This window comes from Streptomyces sp. NBC_00483 (assembly GCF_036013745.1).
GTDB lineage: Bacteria > Actinomycetota > Actinomycetes > Streptomycetales > Streptomycetaceae > Streptomyces.
In genome coordinates, this window is record NZ_CP107880.1 from 7,368,819 (window position 1) to 7,383,859 (window position 15,041).

The 15,041-nt window shown below is 72.4% G+C and carries 8 protein-coding genes and 1 pseudogene; 4 read left to right on the plus strand and 5 right to left on the minus strand.

Features of this window, described 5'->3' with window-relative positions:
- Positions 1-41: 41 nt before the first annotated feature.
- Together OHA73_RS33015 and OHA73_RS33020 are read left to right on the plus strand one after the other, a co-directional pair.
- Positions 42-1,493: an NCS2 family permease gene (locus tag OHA73_RS33015; RefSeq protein ID WP_327656859.1), complete on the plus strand. Its 1,452-nt coding sequence runs from the start codon at positions 42-44 to the stop codon at positions 1,491-1,493.
- A 45-nt stretch (positions 1,494-1,538) separates the two neighbouring features.
- On the plus strand, positions 1,539-2,687 hold the full coding sequence (locus tag OHA73_RS33020; RefSeq protein WP_327656860.1) for an XdhC family protein: 1,149 nt from the start codon (positions 1,539-1,541) through the stop codon (positions 2,685-2,687).
- A 1,639-nt stretch (positions 2,688-4,326) separates the two neighbouring features.
- On the opposite strand, the gene OHA73_RS33025 is transcribed toward OHA73_RS33020, so the two are convergent.
- Positions 4,327-5,151, minus strand: coding sequence for an NmrA family NAD(P)-binding protein (locus OHA73_RS33025; protein ID WP_327656861.1), 825 nt, complete (start codon positions 5,149-5,151; stop codon positions 4,327-4,329).
- A gap of 476 nt (positions 5,152-5,627) precedes the next feature.
- Here OHA73_RS33025 and OHA73_RS33030 point away from each other — a divergent pair, with 476 nt between their 5' ends.
- Complete coding sequence (locus OHA73_RS33030; protein ID WP_327656862.1) at positions 5,628-6,860, plus strand: glycoside hydrolase family 6 protein; 1,233 nt, start codon at positions 5,628-5,630, stop codon at positions 6,858-6,860.
- A 119-nt stretch (positions 6,861-6,979) separates the two neighbouring features.
- Here the strand turns inward: OHA73_RS33030 and OHA73_RS33035 are convergent.
- Both OHA73_RS33035 and OHA73_RS33040 read right to left on the minus strand, forming a co-directional pair.
- A pseudogene (locus OHA73_RS33035) lies at positions 6,980-7,396 on the minus strand (SRPBCC family protein); the annotation flags it as partial.
- Positions 7,397-7,522: 126 nt separating this feature from the next.
- On the minus strand, positions 7,523-10,531 hold the full coding sequence (locus tag OHA73_RS33040; RefSeq protein ID WP_443063151.1) for a glycoside hydrolase family 3 protein: 3,009 nt from the start codon (positions 10,529-10,531) through the stop codon (positions 7,523-7,525).
- 376 nt (positions 10,532-10,907) lie between these two features.
- Here OHA73_RS33040 and OHA73_RS33045 point away from each other — a divergent pair, with 376 nt between their 5' ends.
- On the plus strand, positions 10,908-12,575 hold the full coding sequence (locus OHA73_RS33045; RefSeq protein WP_327656863.1) for a hypothetical protein: 1,668 nt from the start codon (positions 10,908-10,910) through the stop codon (positions 12,573-12,575).
- 26 nt (positions 12,576-12,601) lie between these two features.
- Here OHA73_RS33045 and OHA73_RS33050 read toward each other — a convergent pair whose 3' ends face one another.
- Positions 12,602-13,342, minus strand: coding sequence for a bestrophin-like domain (locus OHA73_RS33050; protein WP_266715235.1), 741 nt, complete (start codon positions 13,340-13,342; stop codon positions 12,602-12,604).
- A 33-nt stretch (positions 13,343-13,375) separates the two neighbouring features.
- Positions 13,376-14,692 (minus strand): hypothetical protein, encoded by a 1,317-nt coding sequence (locus tag OHA73_RS33055; protein ID WP_327656864.1) that lies wholly within the window; start codon positions 14,690-14,692, stop codon positions 13,376-13,378.
- Positions 14,693-15,041: the final 349 nt, after the last annotated feature.

The window sequence follows — 15,041 nt, forward strand, 5'->3', positions numbered from 1 at the left end:
AGTTCACGGGAGCCCCTTTGAACCTTGGGAAACGAGGCACCATGACCCAGCAGTCCGTGGAGCCGAAGACCGCCGCCGACGACGCGGGCGCGGGCTCGCGTCAGCCGGCCGGCAGGTCTTGGCTCGACCGCTACTTCCACATATCCGACAGAGGATCGACGTTCGCGCGTGAAGTGCGCGGCGGCATCACCACCTTCATGGCGATGTGTTACATCCTCCTGCTCAACCCGCTGCTGCTCGGCGGCCCCGACGCGGCCGGCGACAAGCTCAGCCACGCCGGACTCATCACGGCGACCGCGCTCGCCGCCGCCGTGTGCACCCTGCTGATGGGCTTCCTCGGCAAGGTCCCGCTGGCGCTCGCCGCGGGCCTGTCCGTCTCCGGCGTGCTCGCCACCCAGGTGGCACCCAACATGACGTGGCCGCAGGCCATGGGCATGTGCGTGATGTACGGCATCGTGATCGTGCTGCTGGTCGTCACCGGCCTGCGCGAGATCATCATGAACGCGATCCCGCTCGCCCTGAAGCACGGCATCACCATCGGCATCGGCATGTTCATCGCGCTGATCGGCCTGGTCAACGCCGGGTTCGTCGGCAAGGGCAACCCGGTCACCCTGGGTACGGGCGGACAGCTCAAGGGCTGGCCCGTGCTGCTCTTCGCGGTCACCCTGCTGCTCATCTTCATGCTCCAGGCGCGCAACATCCCGGGCGCGATCCTGATCGGTATCGTCGCCGGCACCGTCCTCGCCGTCATCGTCAACGCGGTCTTCGACCTCAGCCCGAAGGTCTGGGGCGGCAGCCCGCCCGAGCTGACCGGCAGCGCCGTCTCCATGCCCGACTTCTCGCTCTTCGGCCATGTGGAGTTCGGCGGCTGGGACTCCATCGGCGGCATGACCGTCGGCATGATCGTGTTCACGCTCGTGCTCGCCGGGTTCTTCGACGCGATGGCCACCATCATCGGCGTCGGCACCGAGGCCGGGCTCGCCGACGACAAGGGCCGCATGCCGGGCCTGTCCAAGGCGCTGTTCATCGACGGCGCGGGCGGCGCGATCGGCGGTGTGGCGGGGGCCTCCGGGCAGACCGTCTTCGTCGAGTCCGCCACGGGCGTCGGTGAAGGCGCCCGCACCGGCCTGTCCTCGGTGGTCACCGGCTTCCTCTTCGCGCTCGGCCTGTTCTTCACGCCGCTCGCGCAGATCGTGCCCGGCCAGGTCGCCGCCGCCGCGCTGGTCGTCATCGGCGCGATGATGATGCAGAACGCCCGGCACGTGGACTGGTCCGACAGGTCCGTGGCCGTGCCGGTGTTCCTCACGGTCGCCCTGATGCCGTTCACGTACTCCATCACCGCAGGCGTCGGAGCCGGAGTGATCGCGTACACGGCGATCAAGGCGGCGCAGGGGAAGTTCCGCGAGATCGGCGTCTTCATGTGGGTGCTGACGCTCGTCTTCCTCGTGTACTTCGGCCTGCACCCGATCGAGAGCTGGCTGGGCGTCAAGTAGCCCTGCCGGCCGGACCGTTCCACGAACCGTTAAGGAGACCGAGACATGCTGGACATCGCCGATGAGCTGCACCGGTGGGTCGAGCAGGGGCGCGACTTCGCCGTGGCCACCGTGGTGGCCGTCGGCGGCAGCGCGCCCCGGCAGCCGGGCGCGGCGCTCGCCGTCGACAGCGAGGGCACCGCGATCGGCTCGGTCTCCGGCGGCTGCGTGGAGGGCGCGGTGTACGAGCTGTGCCGGCAGGCCCTGGAGGACGGGGAACCGGTCCTCGAACGGTTCGGCTACAGCGACGACGACGCCTTCGCCGTGGGGCTCACCTGCGGCGGCGTCATCGACATCCTCGTCACGCCTGTACGGGCGTCCGATACGGCCGTACGTGGCGTGCTCGCGAGCGCGCTCGGCGCCGCCGCCACGGGGGAGGCGGCGGCGCTCGCGCGCGTCGTGTCGGGGCCGGGGGAGCTGATGGGGCGGGCGCTGCTCGTCCGTCCCGGGGGCTCGTACGAGGGCGGGTTCGGGGGCCACCCGGAGCTCGACCGGACCGTGGCGGGGGAGGCGGCGGCGTTCCTCGACGCGGGACGCACGGGCACGCTGGAGATCGGTGAACAGGGCTCGCGGTGCGGATCCCCGCTCACGGTCCTGATCGAGTCGTCCGTTCCGGCGCCCCGGATGATCGTCTTCGGGGCGATCGACTTCGCGTCGGCGCTGGTACGGATGGGGAAGTTCCTCGGCTACCGCGTCACCGTGTGCGACGCGCGACCCGTGTTCGCGACGGCGGCACGCTTCCCCGACGCCGACGAGATCGTCATCGAGTGGCCGCACAAGTACCTGGAGCGGACCGGGGTCGACGGTCGGACGGTGCTGTGCGTGCTCACGCACGACGCCAAGTTCGACGTGCCGCTGCTCCAGCTCGCGCTGCGGCTGCCGGTCGCGTACGTGGGGGCGATGGGCTCGCGACGCACGCACCTGGACCGCAACGATCGGTTGCGCGAAGTGGGGGTCACCGAGCTGGAGTTGGCGCGCTTGCGGTCCCCGATCGGGCTTGACCTGGGGGCGCGTACGCCGGAGGAGGTGGCGGTGTCCATCGCCTCGCAGATCGTCGCCGACCGCCGCGGCGGCACCGGGGTGTCCCTGACCGGCGCCCACACCCCGATCCACCACGAGCCGGGAGCGGCGCGCCGCATCGATTCGGTGGCGTGAGCCGGGGGTTTGGGGGCCGTGCCGGGGTGGGCGCCTGTCGTGTTGGGCGTGCGGCACCGCGGTTGCGGAGTGGCGCTTGCGGTGCGGGGTGCGCGGCAACGTGGCTGTGGGGCGGCGCCTACAGTGCGCGGCATCGTGGTTGCGGTCCGCCGCAGCCGGGTGCGCGGCAACGGCTCCACCCGGCTGCGCCGACGCCCGGTCATCTCCCACCCGCCCGCCCCCTCCGGGGGCTTCGGCCCCCGTGGCTGGGGCTGTGCCGGGGGCGGGGCCGGGGCCTGTGGTGCTGGGTGCGCGGCGCCGGTCCCTGTCCGGCTGTGCCGGTGCCCGGTCATCTCCCGCCCACCCGTCCCCTCCGGAGGCTTCGGCCCCCCGTCCTCCGGGTGTGACAGGGCGCGGCATCGGGCCCTTTGCCGTGGTGGGCCAGCCCTTCCCCGCCGCACGGCCCCGTCCGGTTCAGGCTGTGCCGCCGGCCCTTCGCCACCCCACCGGGCCCTTGCCGTGGTCGGCCCTCCCGTCCCCGCCGCACGGCCCCGTCCGGTTCAGGCTGTGCCGCCGGCCCATCTCCCACCCGCCCGCCTCTCCGGGGGCTTCGGCCTGTCCGGGGCCCGGTTGCTGTGCCGGGGCGAGCGCTTGTCGTGTTGGGTGGGCGGCACCGTGGCTGTGGGGTGGCGCCTACGGTGCGCGGCACCGTGGTTTGCGGGGTGGCGCCTGCGATGCGGCCTGCTCGGCACCTGTCCCCCCGGCCCGGCTGCGCCGTTGCCCGCTCGTCTCCCACCGCCCGCCCCCGCCGGGGGCTTGGGCCAGTCCCGGGGTCCGGGTTGCTGTGCCGGGGCGGGGCCCCTCGTGAGGGGCGGGGCTGTGCCGTGGCCAACGCCCGTCGTGCGGAGACGCCTGCCCTGCGGTGAGGAGTGCGCGGCACCGTGGGTGCGGGGCTGTGCCGTGGCCGACGTCTGAGGTGACTGTCGCGCGGCGCCGGGCCTTGTCCGGCTGTGCCGGTGCCCGGTCATCTCCCTCCGCCCGCCCCCTGCGGGGGCTTCGGCCGGGGGCGGGGGTTCGCCGGGCCGGTGTGTGTGGTGCCGGCCGTTCCGGGGTCGGGCCCCGCGTCACGGGTGAGCGGCGCCGGGGTGCCGCCTTGCCCACCCTGGCGCCCCAGGCGGCAGATTGTCCATGGCGGTGGCGGTAGACCGTTACGGGTGGGCAGTCGGGGTGGGCGGCAGGTTGCCCACGGCGGGGGCGGCCCGTCGTCGCGGGTGGGGAGGCGTCGTTGCGGTCGCTCACTCGTGGCGGGACGGTGGCCGCCCGCACCCCGTCGGGCCGACGCCCCCGGAGGGGGCGGGTGGTGGGAGATGAGCGATCCGACGGCGGGCATTTCAAGCGCCACGGCGGTGGCGGCCCCTCAAGTCCCACGGCGTGAACGCCGTCAAGCCCCACGGCAGGGGCGGCACCCTCAAGCACCACGGCGGCGTCGGCGCGCTCAGGCCCCGCGCCGGGTGGGCCAATTGGGCCGTGTCTCTTCGATCTATGGCCACTATCTGTGGGGTGACCGATGCGTTTCACGTACCGCTACGGTCTACTCCCGCAGCGATCACGACGAACGGCAATGCGATGAGCGACGGAACGAGGCGCATGCGAGCCGGCCTCAGGGGCGGAAGGCATCGGCGTGTGCGGCGGCCCATTGCGCGAAGGTCCGCGGCGGGCGGCCGGCGACTTCCTCGACCGCTGAAGTCACCGTGGCCACCGAGTCGGGCACGGTCGCCCACATGCGGAGCATGAACTCGATGCCGTCCTCGGGCCAGCCCTCAGCCTGCCACTGCCGACGCGCCTGGCTGTCGGTAAGCTCAGTGAATCCGATCTCACGGCCGGTCGCCGCCGCGACAGCGGCGACCTTCTCGGCCGCGGTGAGTGCTCCGGGCCCCGTCAGGGTGAGACACCTTCCCGCGTAGCCGCCTTTGGCAAGCACGACGGTGACGACATCCGCGACGTCCGCCTCGTCGACGGAAGCGGTCCTGCGGTTCCCATACGGCTCACGGACCTCTGCGGTCTCGCGGATGACCTCAGCCCACCCCAATGCGTTGGACATGAAGTCGATCGGCCAGATGAACGTCCACTCCAAGCCGCTGTCACGCACGGCTTGTTCCAACTCTCCTCCTTCTCCGGGCGACAGGACCGTCAGTCGCCGTACACCCGCTTCGACTGCCATCGACACGATCTGCGGCCCTGCGGCCAACGGAGTGTGGTCGTGCCCGGTTGCCCCCAGCAGGTGCACGGCGGAGACTCCATCGAGAGCCGCCGCCAGCGTCTGCGGCCTCGCGAGATCGCCGGCCACCACTTCGACGCCGTCGGGCAGACAGATCGCCCCGGCCGGGTCACGGGTGAGTGCTCGAACCTTGTGTCCGGTTCGCCCAAGCCGCTCGACCACCTGGCGCCCCAGAGTTCCCGTCGCACCGGTCACCAGAATCGTCATGTCGCTCCCTGTCCGCTGTCTCCCGAGATGGGCGGCTCGGGCACCGCGCCAAGCACAGTGGTCGAACTATCCCGTTGCCGGCCGCAGACGACAGTAGGCGGCATTTAGGTCAGATTCTGTCCGCGATGCGACGGCCAATCCCTGTTTCCCGGCTACGTGGTGCCGACCCCGGACGGGCACACAACTACCTTCGAAGCTCGGGAACCACCAGAGCTTCGCCTGCCGCACCGCTCTCTCCCGGGAACGGTCGTAGGTGCATGTGCGCTCACGTGAATTGGCCGTGCGCCACGTGGGCCCGGGGCGGAGCCCGTGGCGTAGGCCGGATCGGGCTACATCAACGTGCCGCCCGCCCCGCGTACTTGACGTCCGGGGTACGGCACCCGACGCTGTGGGAGCGCTCCCGCGGCGACGACCGGGAGCCTCCCGCAAGGCCGACCCGTCGCCGCCCCGCCGCCCGACCGGCCCCAGGAGTCACCGTGCGAAGACCCTTCAGACGCGCCGCGATCACCGCCCTCACCCTCTCCACCCTGCTCATCACCGCGCCGCAGGCCACGGCCACGGCCACCGGCGCCGAGTCGCAGACGCAGGCCCAGCCGCAGTCGCAGCCGCAGACGTCGACGAGCGGACACGGCCCGAAGCTCTACACGCCCGACCCCAACCCGGACGCCCTCCGGCAGATCGCCGCGCTCGCCCGCGCGGGACAGTTCCGCGACGCCGCCAAGGTCACCGCGATGATCGCCACACCGCAGGCCGTCTGGTTCGGCGACCAGAGCCCGGCCGAGGTCGAGAAGGTCACGCGTGACGTGGTCAGGGACGCCGACCGACGCGACGCCCTCCCCGTGTTCGCGCTCTACAACGTGCCGGGCCGCGACTGCTCCAACTACTCCGCCGGCGGCGCCGCCACCACCGCCGAGTACCAGGCCTGGATCGACGCCGTCGCCCGCGGCATCGGCTCCCGCGACGCCATGGTCGTCCTCGAACCCGACTCGCTCGCCCTGCTCCCCGCCGACTGCGGTCAGGACGACGCCCAGGGCACCAAGACCGCCGCCCGGTACGCCGAAGTGAACTACGCCGTCGACGAGTTGGAGCAGCTGCGCGGCACCCGCGTCTACCTCGACACCGGCCACCCGGGCTGGCACAGCGTCAACTCCATCGTGCCCCGCCTGATCAAGGGCGGTGTCGAGCAGGCCGCCGGCTTCTACACCAACGCCTCGAACTACTTCACCGACGACGCCAACTCCTGGTACGGCAAGCTGATTTCGTCCTGTATCGCGTACGTCGAGAAGTCCTCAGGGAACGCCGCCGACTGCCCGAACCAATCGACCCCGCGCGCCGAGGCGCAGTCCTGGATCGACGCCCACGTGCGCGTGCCCGCCTCCCGAATGCCGCACTTCGTGACGGACTCCAGCCGCAACGGTCAGGGCACGTGGACCCCGCCCGCCGGCAAGTACACCGACGCACAGGACTGGTGCAACCCGCCGAACCGCGGTCTCGGCGCCCGCCCGACCCTGCGCACCGGCGACCCCTTGCAGGACGCCCGCCTGTGGATCAAGACGCCGGGGGAGTCGGACGGCCTGTGCCTGCGCGGCACCGAGGGTCCCGAGGATCCGGAGCGGGGCACGGTCGACCCGAAGGCGGGCGACTGGTTCCCGCAGCAGGCGCTCGAACTGGTGCGGTACGCCAAGCCGCCACTGCTCCCCGCGAAGTGACGCACACCTGGTCCCGGTCACTGCCCGTGCGGTGACGTTTCTCCAGTGACGTTTCCGGTGGTGCCGTCCCCGGTGGCGCCCTCCCCGGTGTCATCGAGGGCGTCGTCGAGGGTGTCGTCGAGCAACCCGTCCACCGCCCGCCCGAACACCCATCGCCCCGCCGCCGCGACCACCCGGTCCGCGGCGCGGGGCACTCCGCGTACCCGCAGCTCCTCACGCCACTCGACGCGCGAGCCCCCGTCACCGAGCGCCCGCACCTCGAACTCGGCCCAGCCGGTGACGACCCGGCCGCGCTTCTCCATGCGGCAGCGCCGCGGCGGCTGCCACGCGACGACCTCCATGGGGTCGTCGAAGCCGAACCGGCCGACACCGGTGCGCGCCACGAACACCGTGCCCGCCGCGTCCGGCGGCGGGGTCGTCACCGTGACACGGGTGAGCGGCACGGAGTCCCCGTGCCGCTCCCAGTCGGTCAGCCGCCGCCACGCCTCGGAAGCGCGCAGCGACGTGTCACGGACGATGCTGATATGGGCGGTCATGTCGCGATGGTATGCACACGTCCGGGTGCGGGGTCCGCGCCGGGGATCGGGCGGCGTGTCGCGCGGGACCTGGATGCGAAGCCCCAACTCGGCGTCCCGCGCGCACAGTTGTCCCGCCCCGGCCGGTCAGGCCGCCTTGTACGCGGCGGCCAGTTTCTTCAGCGCCCCCTTGTAGTCGCCGGTGAGGGCGAGGTGCTCGGCCTCGGCGAACGGCTTGGCCCACGCCTCCGTCACCTTGCCGCCCGCCTTCTCCTGGACCTTGAGCCGCGCCTTGTCCACCAGGCCCCGCTCACCGCTCCCGCCGCCGGTCGCCTTCGTCGTGAGGCCGTACCCGTACGGGAACTGCGGATCGTACGAGGCGTCGCCCACGTTGATGGGCAGTTGGGCCTCCGACTTCGGCCAGGTGACCGGGAGTTGGCCGGTGAAGGACTTCTTGCCGTAGAGGACGTCGGCGACGCCGTCGCCCTCCGTGCCCGGCAGCCAGGACGCGATGAGCCCGTCGACGTCCCCGAGCCGGTCGCCGAGCAGCTGCGGCCGCCCCGAGACCACGAGCACGACGCACTTCATGGCGCCGCAGACCTTGTCCACCGCCGCCTTGTCGGCCGCGGAGAGCTCCAGGTCGTGCCCGTTGCCGACGTCGCCGACGCCCTCCGCGTACGGGGTCTCGCCGACGACCACCACACCGACGTCGTGCCCGGCGGTGGGCGCCGAGGCGTCCTTCGAGTAGTCGACCGTCGCGCCGGGCGCGGCCTTCTTCATCGCCTGGAGGATCGTGGTGCCGTCCGTGATCTTCCCGGACGAGCCCTGCCAGGAGATGGTCCAGCCACCGGTCTGGTTGCCGATGTCATCGGCGTTGGACCCGGCGACGTAGACCTTCTGGGACTTCTTCAGCGGCAGCACGTTCCCGTCGTTCTTCAGGAGGACCTGCGACTTCGCCGCCGCCTCCCGTGCCACAGCGCGGTGCGCGGCGCCGCCGATCTGGTCGCTGTTGCTCGTGTCGGCGTACGGCTGCTCGAAGAGGCCGAGCTTGAACTTCTGCGTGAGGATGCGGGAGACCGCGTCGTTCACGCGCGCCTCGCTGATCCGGCCCGCGGTGGTCTCGGCGAGCAGGGCCTTCTCGAAGTCGGCGTAGGCGTTCGGCACCATGATCATGTCGAGGCCCGCGTTGATCGACGTACGGACGTCGGAGGCGTAGTCGCCGGGGATCTGGTCGATGCCCGCGTAGTCGCTGATCACGAAGCCTTCGAAGCCGAGCTTCTTCTTCAACTCCCCATTGATCATTGCCGCGTTGGCATGCATCTTCACGGGGCCCTGGTCGTCGCCGATGATGTCGAGCGAGGAGTACGAGGGCATGACCGTGCCGACACCGCGCTTCACGGCGTCGCCGAAGGGTGCCAGGTGTACGGCCTCCAGCTCCTGCTTCGTCACCTTCGTGACGCCCTGGTCGATGGTGTACGAGCCGGTGGTGGAGGAGCCGTACTCGGTGCCGCCGTCGCCGACGAAGTGCTTCGCCGTGGCGAGCACCTTGTCGTTGCGGTCCAGGTCGCTGCCGTTCGCGCGGCCCTGGAAGCCCTTGATCACGGTCTCCATGGACTCGACGAGGGCCGGGTCCTCGCCGAACGCCTCGTAGGAGCGGCCCCAGCGTTCGTCGCGGCTTACGCACAGGCAGGGCGCGAAGTCCCACGGGACGCCGGTCGCACGCACCTCGGAGGCGGTAACTGCCCCGGTTTTCTCGGCCAGTTGGGGATCGCGGGTCGCGCCGATGCCGATGTTGTGCGGCATGATCGTGGCGCCGACGACGTTGTTGTGTCCGTGCACCGCGTCCACGCCGTAGATCAGCGGGATCTGGAACCGCGTTGCCTGTGCCCGGAGTTGGTAGTCGTCGATCATCTTGGCCCAGGCGTCGGGCGTGTTCGGTGTCGGCACGGAGCCGCCGCCGGAGAGCAGCGACCCGAGGTTGTGGCTCGCGATGTCGCCGGGAGACTTGAGGGCGGCGCGCTCGGCCTGCGTCATCTGGCCGACCTTCTCCTCCAGGGACATCCGGGAGACGAGGTCGGCGACGCGCCTTTTGATCGGGGCCTTCGCGTCGAGGTACGTGAGTCCGTGCGCGTCGATGACGACCTGCGGGGACTCGGCGGGCGGCTTGGCGCCGGTGACGGTCAGCTTCAGCGGGATCGTCTCGGCGGTCTCGGACCTGGCCGAGTCCTTGCTGGTGGCGACCGTGACGGTCTTGGCCGCGCCGGACGCGGTGCCCGCCGGGAAGGTGACCTTGCCGGTGACCGGTGTGTAGTCCTTGCCCGCGTCGGCGGTGCCGCCGCCGGTGGCGTACTCGATGGTGACGGGGTCCTCGATCGGCACGTTCCCTGTGGTGGTGACCGACAGCTTCACCGCCGCCGAACCGCCCTCCTTCACCGGGTACACGGCCGCGTCCGTCGCCACCTGCGCGCGCAGCGACTGGTCGGCCTTGCCGTACAACTCCACGCCGTCCATGGCGAATTGGCTCTGCGTGCCGGTGGGCAGCGTGACCGCGTAGCCCCACATCTTGTCGAGCCCGAGGACGTGGTCGATGCCGCCGACGGGCTGGTAGTCCGTGCGGTACTCGAACTGAGTGAAGGGCAGCTCGACCTGCTTCCAGCCGGTGAAGTCGTCGGTGAACGACGTCGTCCACAGCTCGGACGCCTCGCCGTGCGCGCCGCCGTCCTTGAGCTCGTAGGTCAGCTTTCGGCCCGAGTTGTCGCCGTACCACCACAGGCGGATGCCCTTGTGCGCCGACCAGTCGTGGGCCGGCTTGTCGGCGGCGTAGTCGTGACTGAAGCCGCCGTAGCCGCTGATGTCGTAGGCGCCTTCGAGGACCTTGGTGCCCTCGGGCGCGTCCGCGCGCTCCTTGAGTTCGAGCTTCGGATGGTCGTCGGTGTCACCGCCCCAGGTGAAGATGCCCTCGGCGGGCTGCGTGGCGAAGGGCACCTCGCCCTCGAAGCGGTCGACGGGGGTGGGTGCGGGGTCGTCGGCGGCGGAGGCGGACGCGCTGCCGGTCAGCGGCAGCAGGCCCGCCGCGAGCGCCGAGACGGTGAGTAAGGCCGCGCGTCTTCCGCGCCTTCTGCGGCCGGATCTGGTGGTGGTGTCGGTGTGACGCAAGGTGCCCTCCCGGTGGTCCCGTTGCGGGTGCTGGTGGTGCGTCGTGCCGTTTCTAAATTCAAGACTTGAGTTAAAGGGGGCGTAGTGGGGGCGTCAAGGGTTCGGAACGTAAAGGGAGTTGGCGGCCCGATGGCGTCGGGTTGGCTACTTGTGACCGATTGACAGCCGGGGCGCCGCCCCCGATCGTTTGCTTCGGGGTGTGACACCTGACGGTTGGGGGACCGCGATGAGGTGGCAGGGGGGCGCGTCGTCCGGCGACGCGGAGCGGCAGGGGAGCGGCGGGTTCGGCCCGCCTCCGCAGATGCCATCGGTGCCGCCGTCACAGGGGCTACCGCCATCGGGGCCGCCTGAGCCATTGGTACCGCCGGTTCCGCCGATGCCACCGGGCCCGCCCGCGGCCGGCCCGCCCGCCTTCGACCCGCCCGCAGCCGGCCCGCCCGCCTTCGGCCCCGCGCAGGAAGTCGCGTTCGGGCCGCCCGGCCGACCCCCTGTCCAGCCGCCCGGCCGGCCCCCTGTCCAGCCGTCCGACCCTCCCCCTGCCCGGTCGCCCGCCGGACCCGCCGATCCGGCGCGCGCCGTCGCGGCGGGGCTGCTCAACCTCAGCGGGCTCGGCCTGGGGTACGTCCTCGTACGCCGCCGCCTGCTCGCGCTGCTGTGCGTCGCCGCCACGGCCGCCCTGCTCACCCTCGCGCTGCCCGCCGACCCGGACGGAGTGCCCGGATGGGCGCTGATCGGGTACGGGGTGCTGCTGCTCGCCGCGGTGGCGGACGGCGCGCGGATCGGGCTGCGGGCGCCCGCAACTTCCGTACAGATCAAGCCGGTTGTGGCCATCGTGCTCGGTCTCGCGCTGCTCGCCGTGCCCGCAGGGGGCGCCGTCGCGTACGGCGGTCTGCGCGACGACGCCGTCGAGCAGCGGCTGCTCGACCGGCTCGACAGCGCCGACGCCCTCGTCAAGAAGGCCTCGGGCCGCGACTTCGCCGAGGCGCGCGCCGACTACCGCACCGCGCTCGGCCGGTACCGCGACCTCGCGGAGGACCACCCGGACTCCAGGGCGGCGCACCGCGTGCACGACAGCCTCGACGCCTACTACAAGGCGGTGTCCGCGCCGTACGCCGACGGCGAGCACTGCGCGGCCGTCGCGCCCCTCGAACACCTGCGGTCGGTGCCGGGCACGATCGACCGCACCGTCCTCGGCTCCCTCGCGAGCTGGCCCGACAAGCCGCTCGCCGCCTCGCTCCTGAAGTGCGGCACGGGAAAGCTCGGCGCCGCGGAGTCCGACGGCGAGGGCGGCGAACTCGGCCAACTCCTGCGTATGTTCCCCGAGTCGGCGCAGGCGGACCAGGTGGAGCCCGCCGTGCGCGCGGCCGTCGAGCGGCGCGCCGGTGAGCTGAAGGGTGCGGACCCGTGCACCGCCACCCGGGCGCTGCGCCGCATCGGCGACACCGCGAAGCGCCTGCCCGCGCCCGTCCCCGCGCACCTGCGCGGCGGCGTCGCGACGGCCGTGGAGGACGGGGCGTACGCCTGCGGCATCGACCAGTTCAAGGACAAGAAGTTCAGCGCGGCGCACGCGTCACTGACCGACTTCGCGGGCACGTACAAGAACGACGAGCGGCGGGCCCGCGCCCAGCAGGTCGCCATCGCCGCCGAGATCGCGAAGCTGCGTCCCACCGCGGGCGACCGGCTGCCGCCGAAGGGCGCGCCGGGCGGCTCCCGCATGGACATGGTGATCAGCAACGACGGGCCCGACCCGGTCGAGGTCCTCTACACGGGACCGGTCACCGGCCGGATCACCATCGCCGCCTGCGGGTCCTGCAAGACGTATCCGACCGAGACGGCGGGCCGCGGCAAGGCGTGCAAGGCGAGCGGCAAGAGCTACCCGAAGCGGACGCTGCGGCTGCCCGCGGGCACGTACCACTTCCTGCACAAGCCGGGTGGCCGCGACGCGACGGCGAGCGGGCGCGCGGCGGGCGGCCGGATCCAGTCCGGGTACTCGTACACGCAGTGCAGCTATGTGGTCAGGAGCGAGCTGGGCGCGGATCTGTAGCGCCACCGGTCCGGGAGGGGGGGGGCTCAGAAGGTGCGGGTGAACGGGGTGGGGTCGACCGCCATCAGACCGCTGAACGGGCCGTCGAGCTGGTAGATCAGGAGCACGGTGAACGTGATCAGGGCGGACAGGCCCATCACCATCACGACGTGGGTGAAGCTGCGCTGCACCCCGAACATGAACATGAAGGCGACCGTGAGACCGCCCCCGACGATCAGGCCGAACCAGATCACCGGCGAGAGCCGCTCGCCCGCGTCGCTCTCCCGGCCCCTGCGCGCCTCGTCGAGCACGCTCAGCTGTGCCAAAGCCTCCTGAACGGTGGCCTGTTGGGAGGGCGTGGCGTCGGCGGGCACCTGGCTCGCCGCGCGTACGTCGCCCAACAGCCGCCAGCCCTCGGCCCCCAGCGGACCGCCCTCGGCCATGGCCGGCCACTCCGTGTCGGACACGTGGGTCATGTACCGCTCGATGTCCGTGCGCACGCGCTCGCCCTGGGTGGGTGCCAGACCGGCCGAGAGCAGATGGATCTGATGTGCGGCACTCGCCTCGGCCGCCGCGTGGTCCTCGGCCCCGGAGTGGGTGTCCCAGACCGACACGAGGGCGAGGCCGAGCACCAGCGCGTAGAGCACGCCGACCATCATCGAGATGTACTCGGCGACGTCCTCGCGGGGCTCCTCGTCCGGGCTGAGCGGCCAGTAACGGTGCTTGACGAGGACGATCGCGGCGGCGAGCAGGGCGACGCCGACGACGATGGCCAGGCTTTCGATCATTCGGGAGTCCGCTCCGATTCGGGGACCGTTCGGTCAGTGTCTGCGGGCCGAGCCGAGCACCGCGGCCGCGATCGCGGCGGGCAGCAGCACGAGGAACAGCGCCGCCATGAGGCCGAGCCCGGTGGGCCGGCCGTTGTCGTGGACGAAACGGCGGAGCAGCGGGGGCAGTCGGTCCTCCTGGCCGGACTTCTTCGCCTGCGTACGTGCCTCGGGGTCGGGTTCGGTCGGGGGCTCGGGCTGCCGGGATTGCCTTGGGGGGAGGGGGAGTCGGGGCGGTCGGGGCGCCGGGTCCGGCGCGGCGATGCCCGGCGGGGGAGCCACCAGCAGCAGTGCGGCGGCCGGCGCGGGCGGCTGCAGCGGTGGTGCGGCGGGCGGCTCGGCCGGAGGTTCGCCGGGCGGCTTCGGTGACGCCGGTTCCTTCGGCCGGGGTGCGGGCGCCCCCGGGATCACGAGCCGCGTCGTGGCGCGCGCCGACAACCGGGGCGGCGCCACCTCCTCGCCGCGCGCGCCGATGGTACGGATCAGGTCGCTGCCCTCGGCGAGCCCACGACCGGTGTACGTGCCGGGGGCGCGCCGCACGTCACCGCCGCACTCGGCCGTGGCGCCGGGCGCCAGGCGCGGCACGACCGGGCGGCCGTGGGCGCAGTCGATGCGGTCGGGGGCGAGGCCCGGGTCGGTGACGCGGATGTCGTGCAGGGGCCGGTTGCCGGGGTTGGTGACGGTGTAGGTGACGTGGGCCCGGTCGGGGCCGGTCGGACGCGCCGATTGACGGAGTGTCAGGGCCGCGCCCACCCCCGCGTACCCGGAGCGCGCGGTCGCCTGCACGGTGGCGCGCAGATACGGCTGGCGCCCGGCGGCCCGCACCTGTGCGACCCATCTGCCGGGGCGGGCCGGCCCGGTCGCCGTGCAGCGCACCGAACGGAGGCCGATGAGCAGCGGCACGAGGTCGCGGCCGCCGGGGCAGTGGAGCCGGGCGCCCGGCATCGAGGGGTCGTGCACCCGCAGGTCGTGCAGGTCGGCGCCGCCGCGGTTGGTCAGGCGGTACGAGGCGACGACCTCGCCGCCGGTGCGGATGCCGGGGCGCAGGGCGGTGGTTCCGGGGCGGGTGTTGACGGTGACGTCGAGGGCGAGGCCGTGTGCGCCGGTGCCGTCGGCGATGGTGCGGTGTGGCCTTGCGGCCTCCGCGGCCGAGGGGCCTGCCGTGGACCAGTTCGTGGCCGACCAGCAGCAGGCCGCCAGGCAGAGGGCGGTGAGCAGCCGCCGTGCCGTGCGGGTTCGCGTCGCTCCGAGTGGTCCGACGGTGGGCTCCGGCCCCGGTGCGACCGGGGCGCCCGGTGGGGTTGCGCTCACGGGGCTCTGCCCCGGGCCCCGGTCCTCGATCGCCGGACGGGCTTGAATGGGGCTCACCTCCGTACGCGGCCGGCGATGTGGGCTTGCCTCCGAAGCCGGCTCTCGATGAGGGCTCACCTCCTTACGCAGCCGTCGTGGGGCCCTTTCGACAAACCTCCCGATGATCACACCGGCATGCTGTCGCGGTGGGCGTCCCGGGGGAGACCGGCGCGCGCACACGCTCGGTGATTCACTCGGGCGGCTCCCGGGCTCGGTGGGCCGCTGTGGCCTGCGGATATGTGGGAGGCCTTGCAGCGCGGGGGTGCGGTGGGCACGCTCCGTGAGTCACCCGAGTGGGGGCAGCGGCCCT

Coding starts and splice junctions, on each gene's coding strand:
- OHA73_RS33025 (WP_327656861.1), bottom strand. CDS start 5,151: ATGACGATTCTGGTGACCGGTGCGACGGGAACTCTGGGGCGCCAGGTG.
- OHA73_RS33050 (WP_266715235.1), bottom strand. CDS start 13,342: ATGATCGAAAGCCTGGCCATCGTCGTCGGCGTCGCCCTGCTCGCCGCC.
- OHA73_RS33015 (WP_327656859.1), top strand. CDS start 42: ATGACCCAGCAGTCCGTGGAGCCGAAGACCGCCGCCGACGACGCGGGC.
- OHA73_RS33020 (WP_327656860.1), top strand. CDS start 1,539: ATGCTGGACATCGCCGATGAGCTGCACCGGTGGGTCGAGCAGGGGCGC.
- OHA73_RS33045 (WP_327656863.1), top strand. CDS start 10,908: ATGCCACCGGGCCCGCCCGCGGCCGGCCCGCCCGCCTTCGACCCGCCC.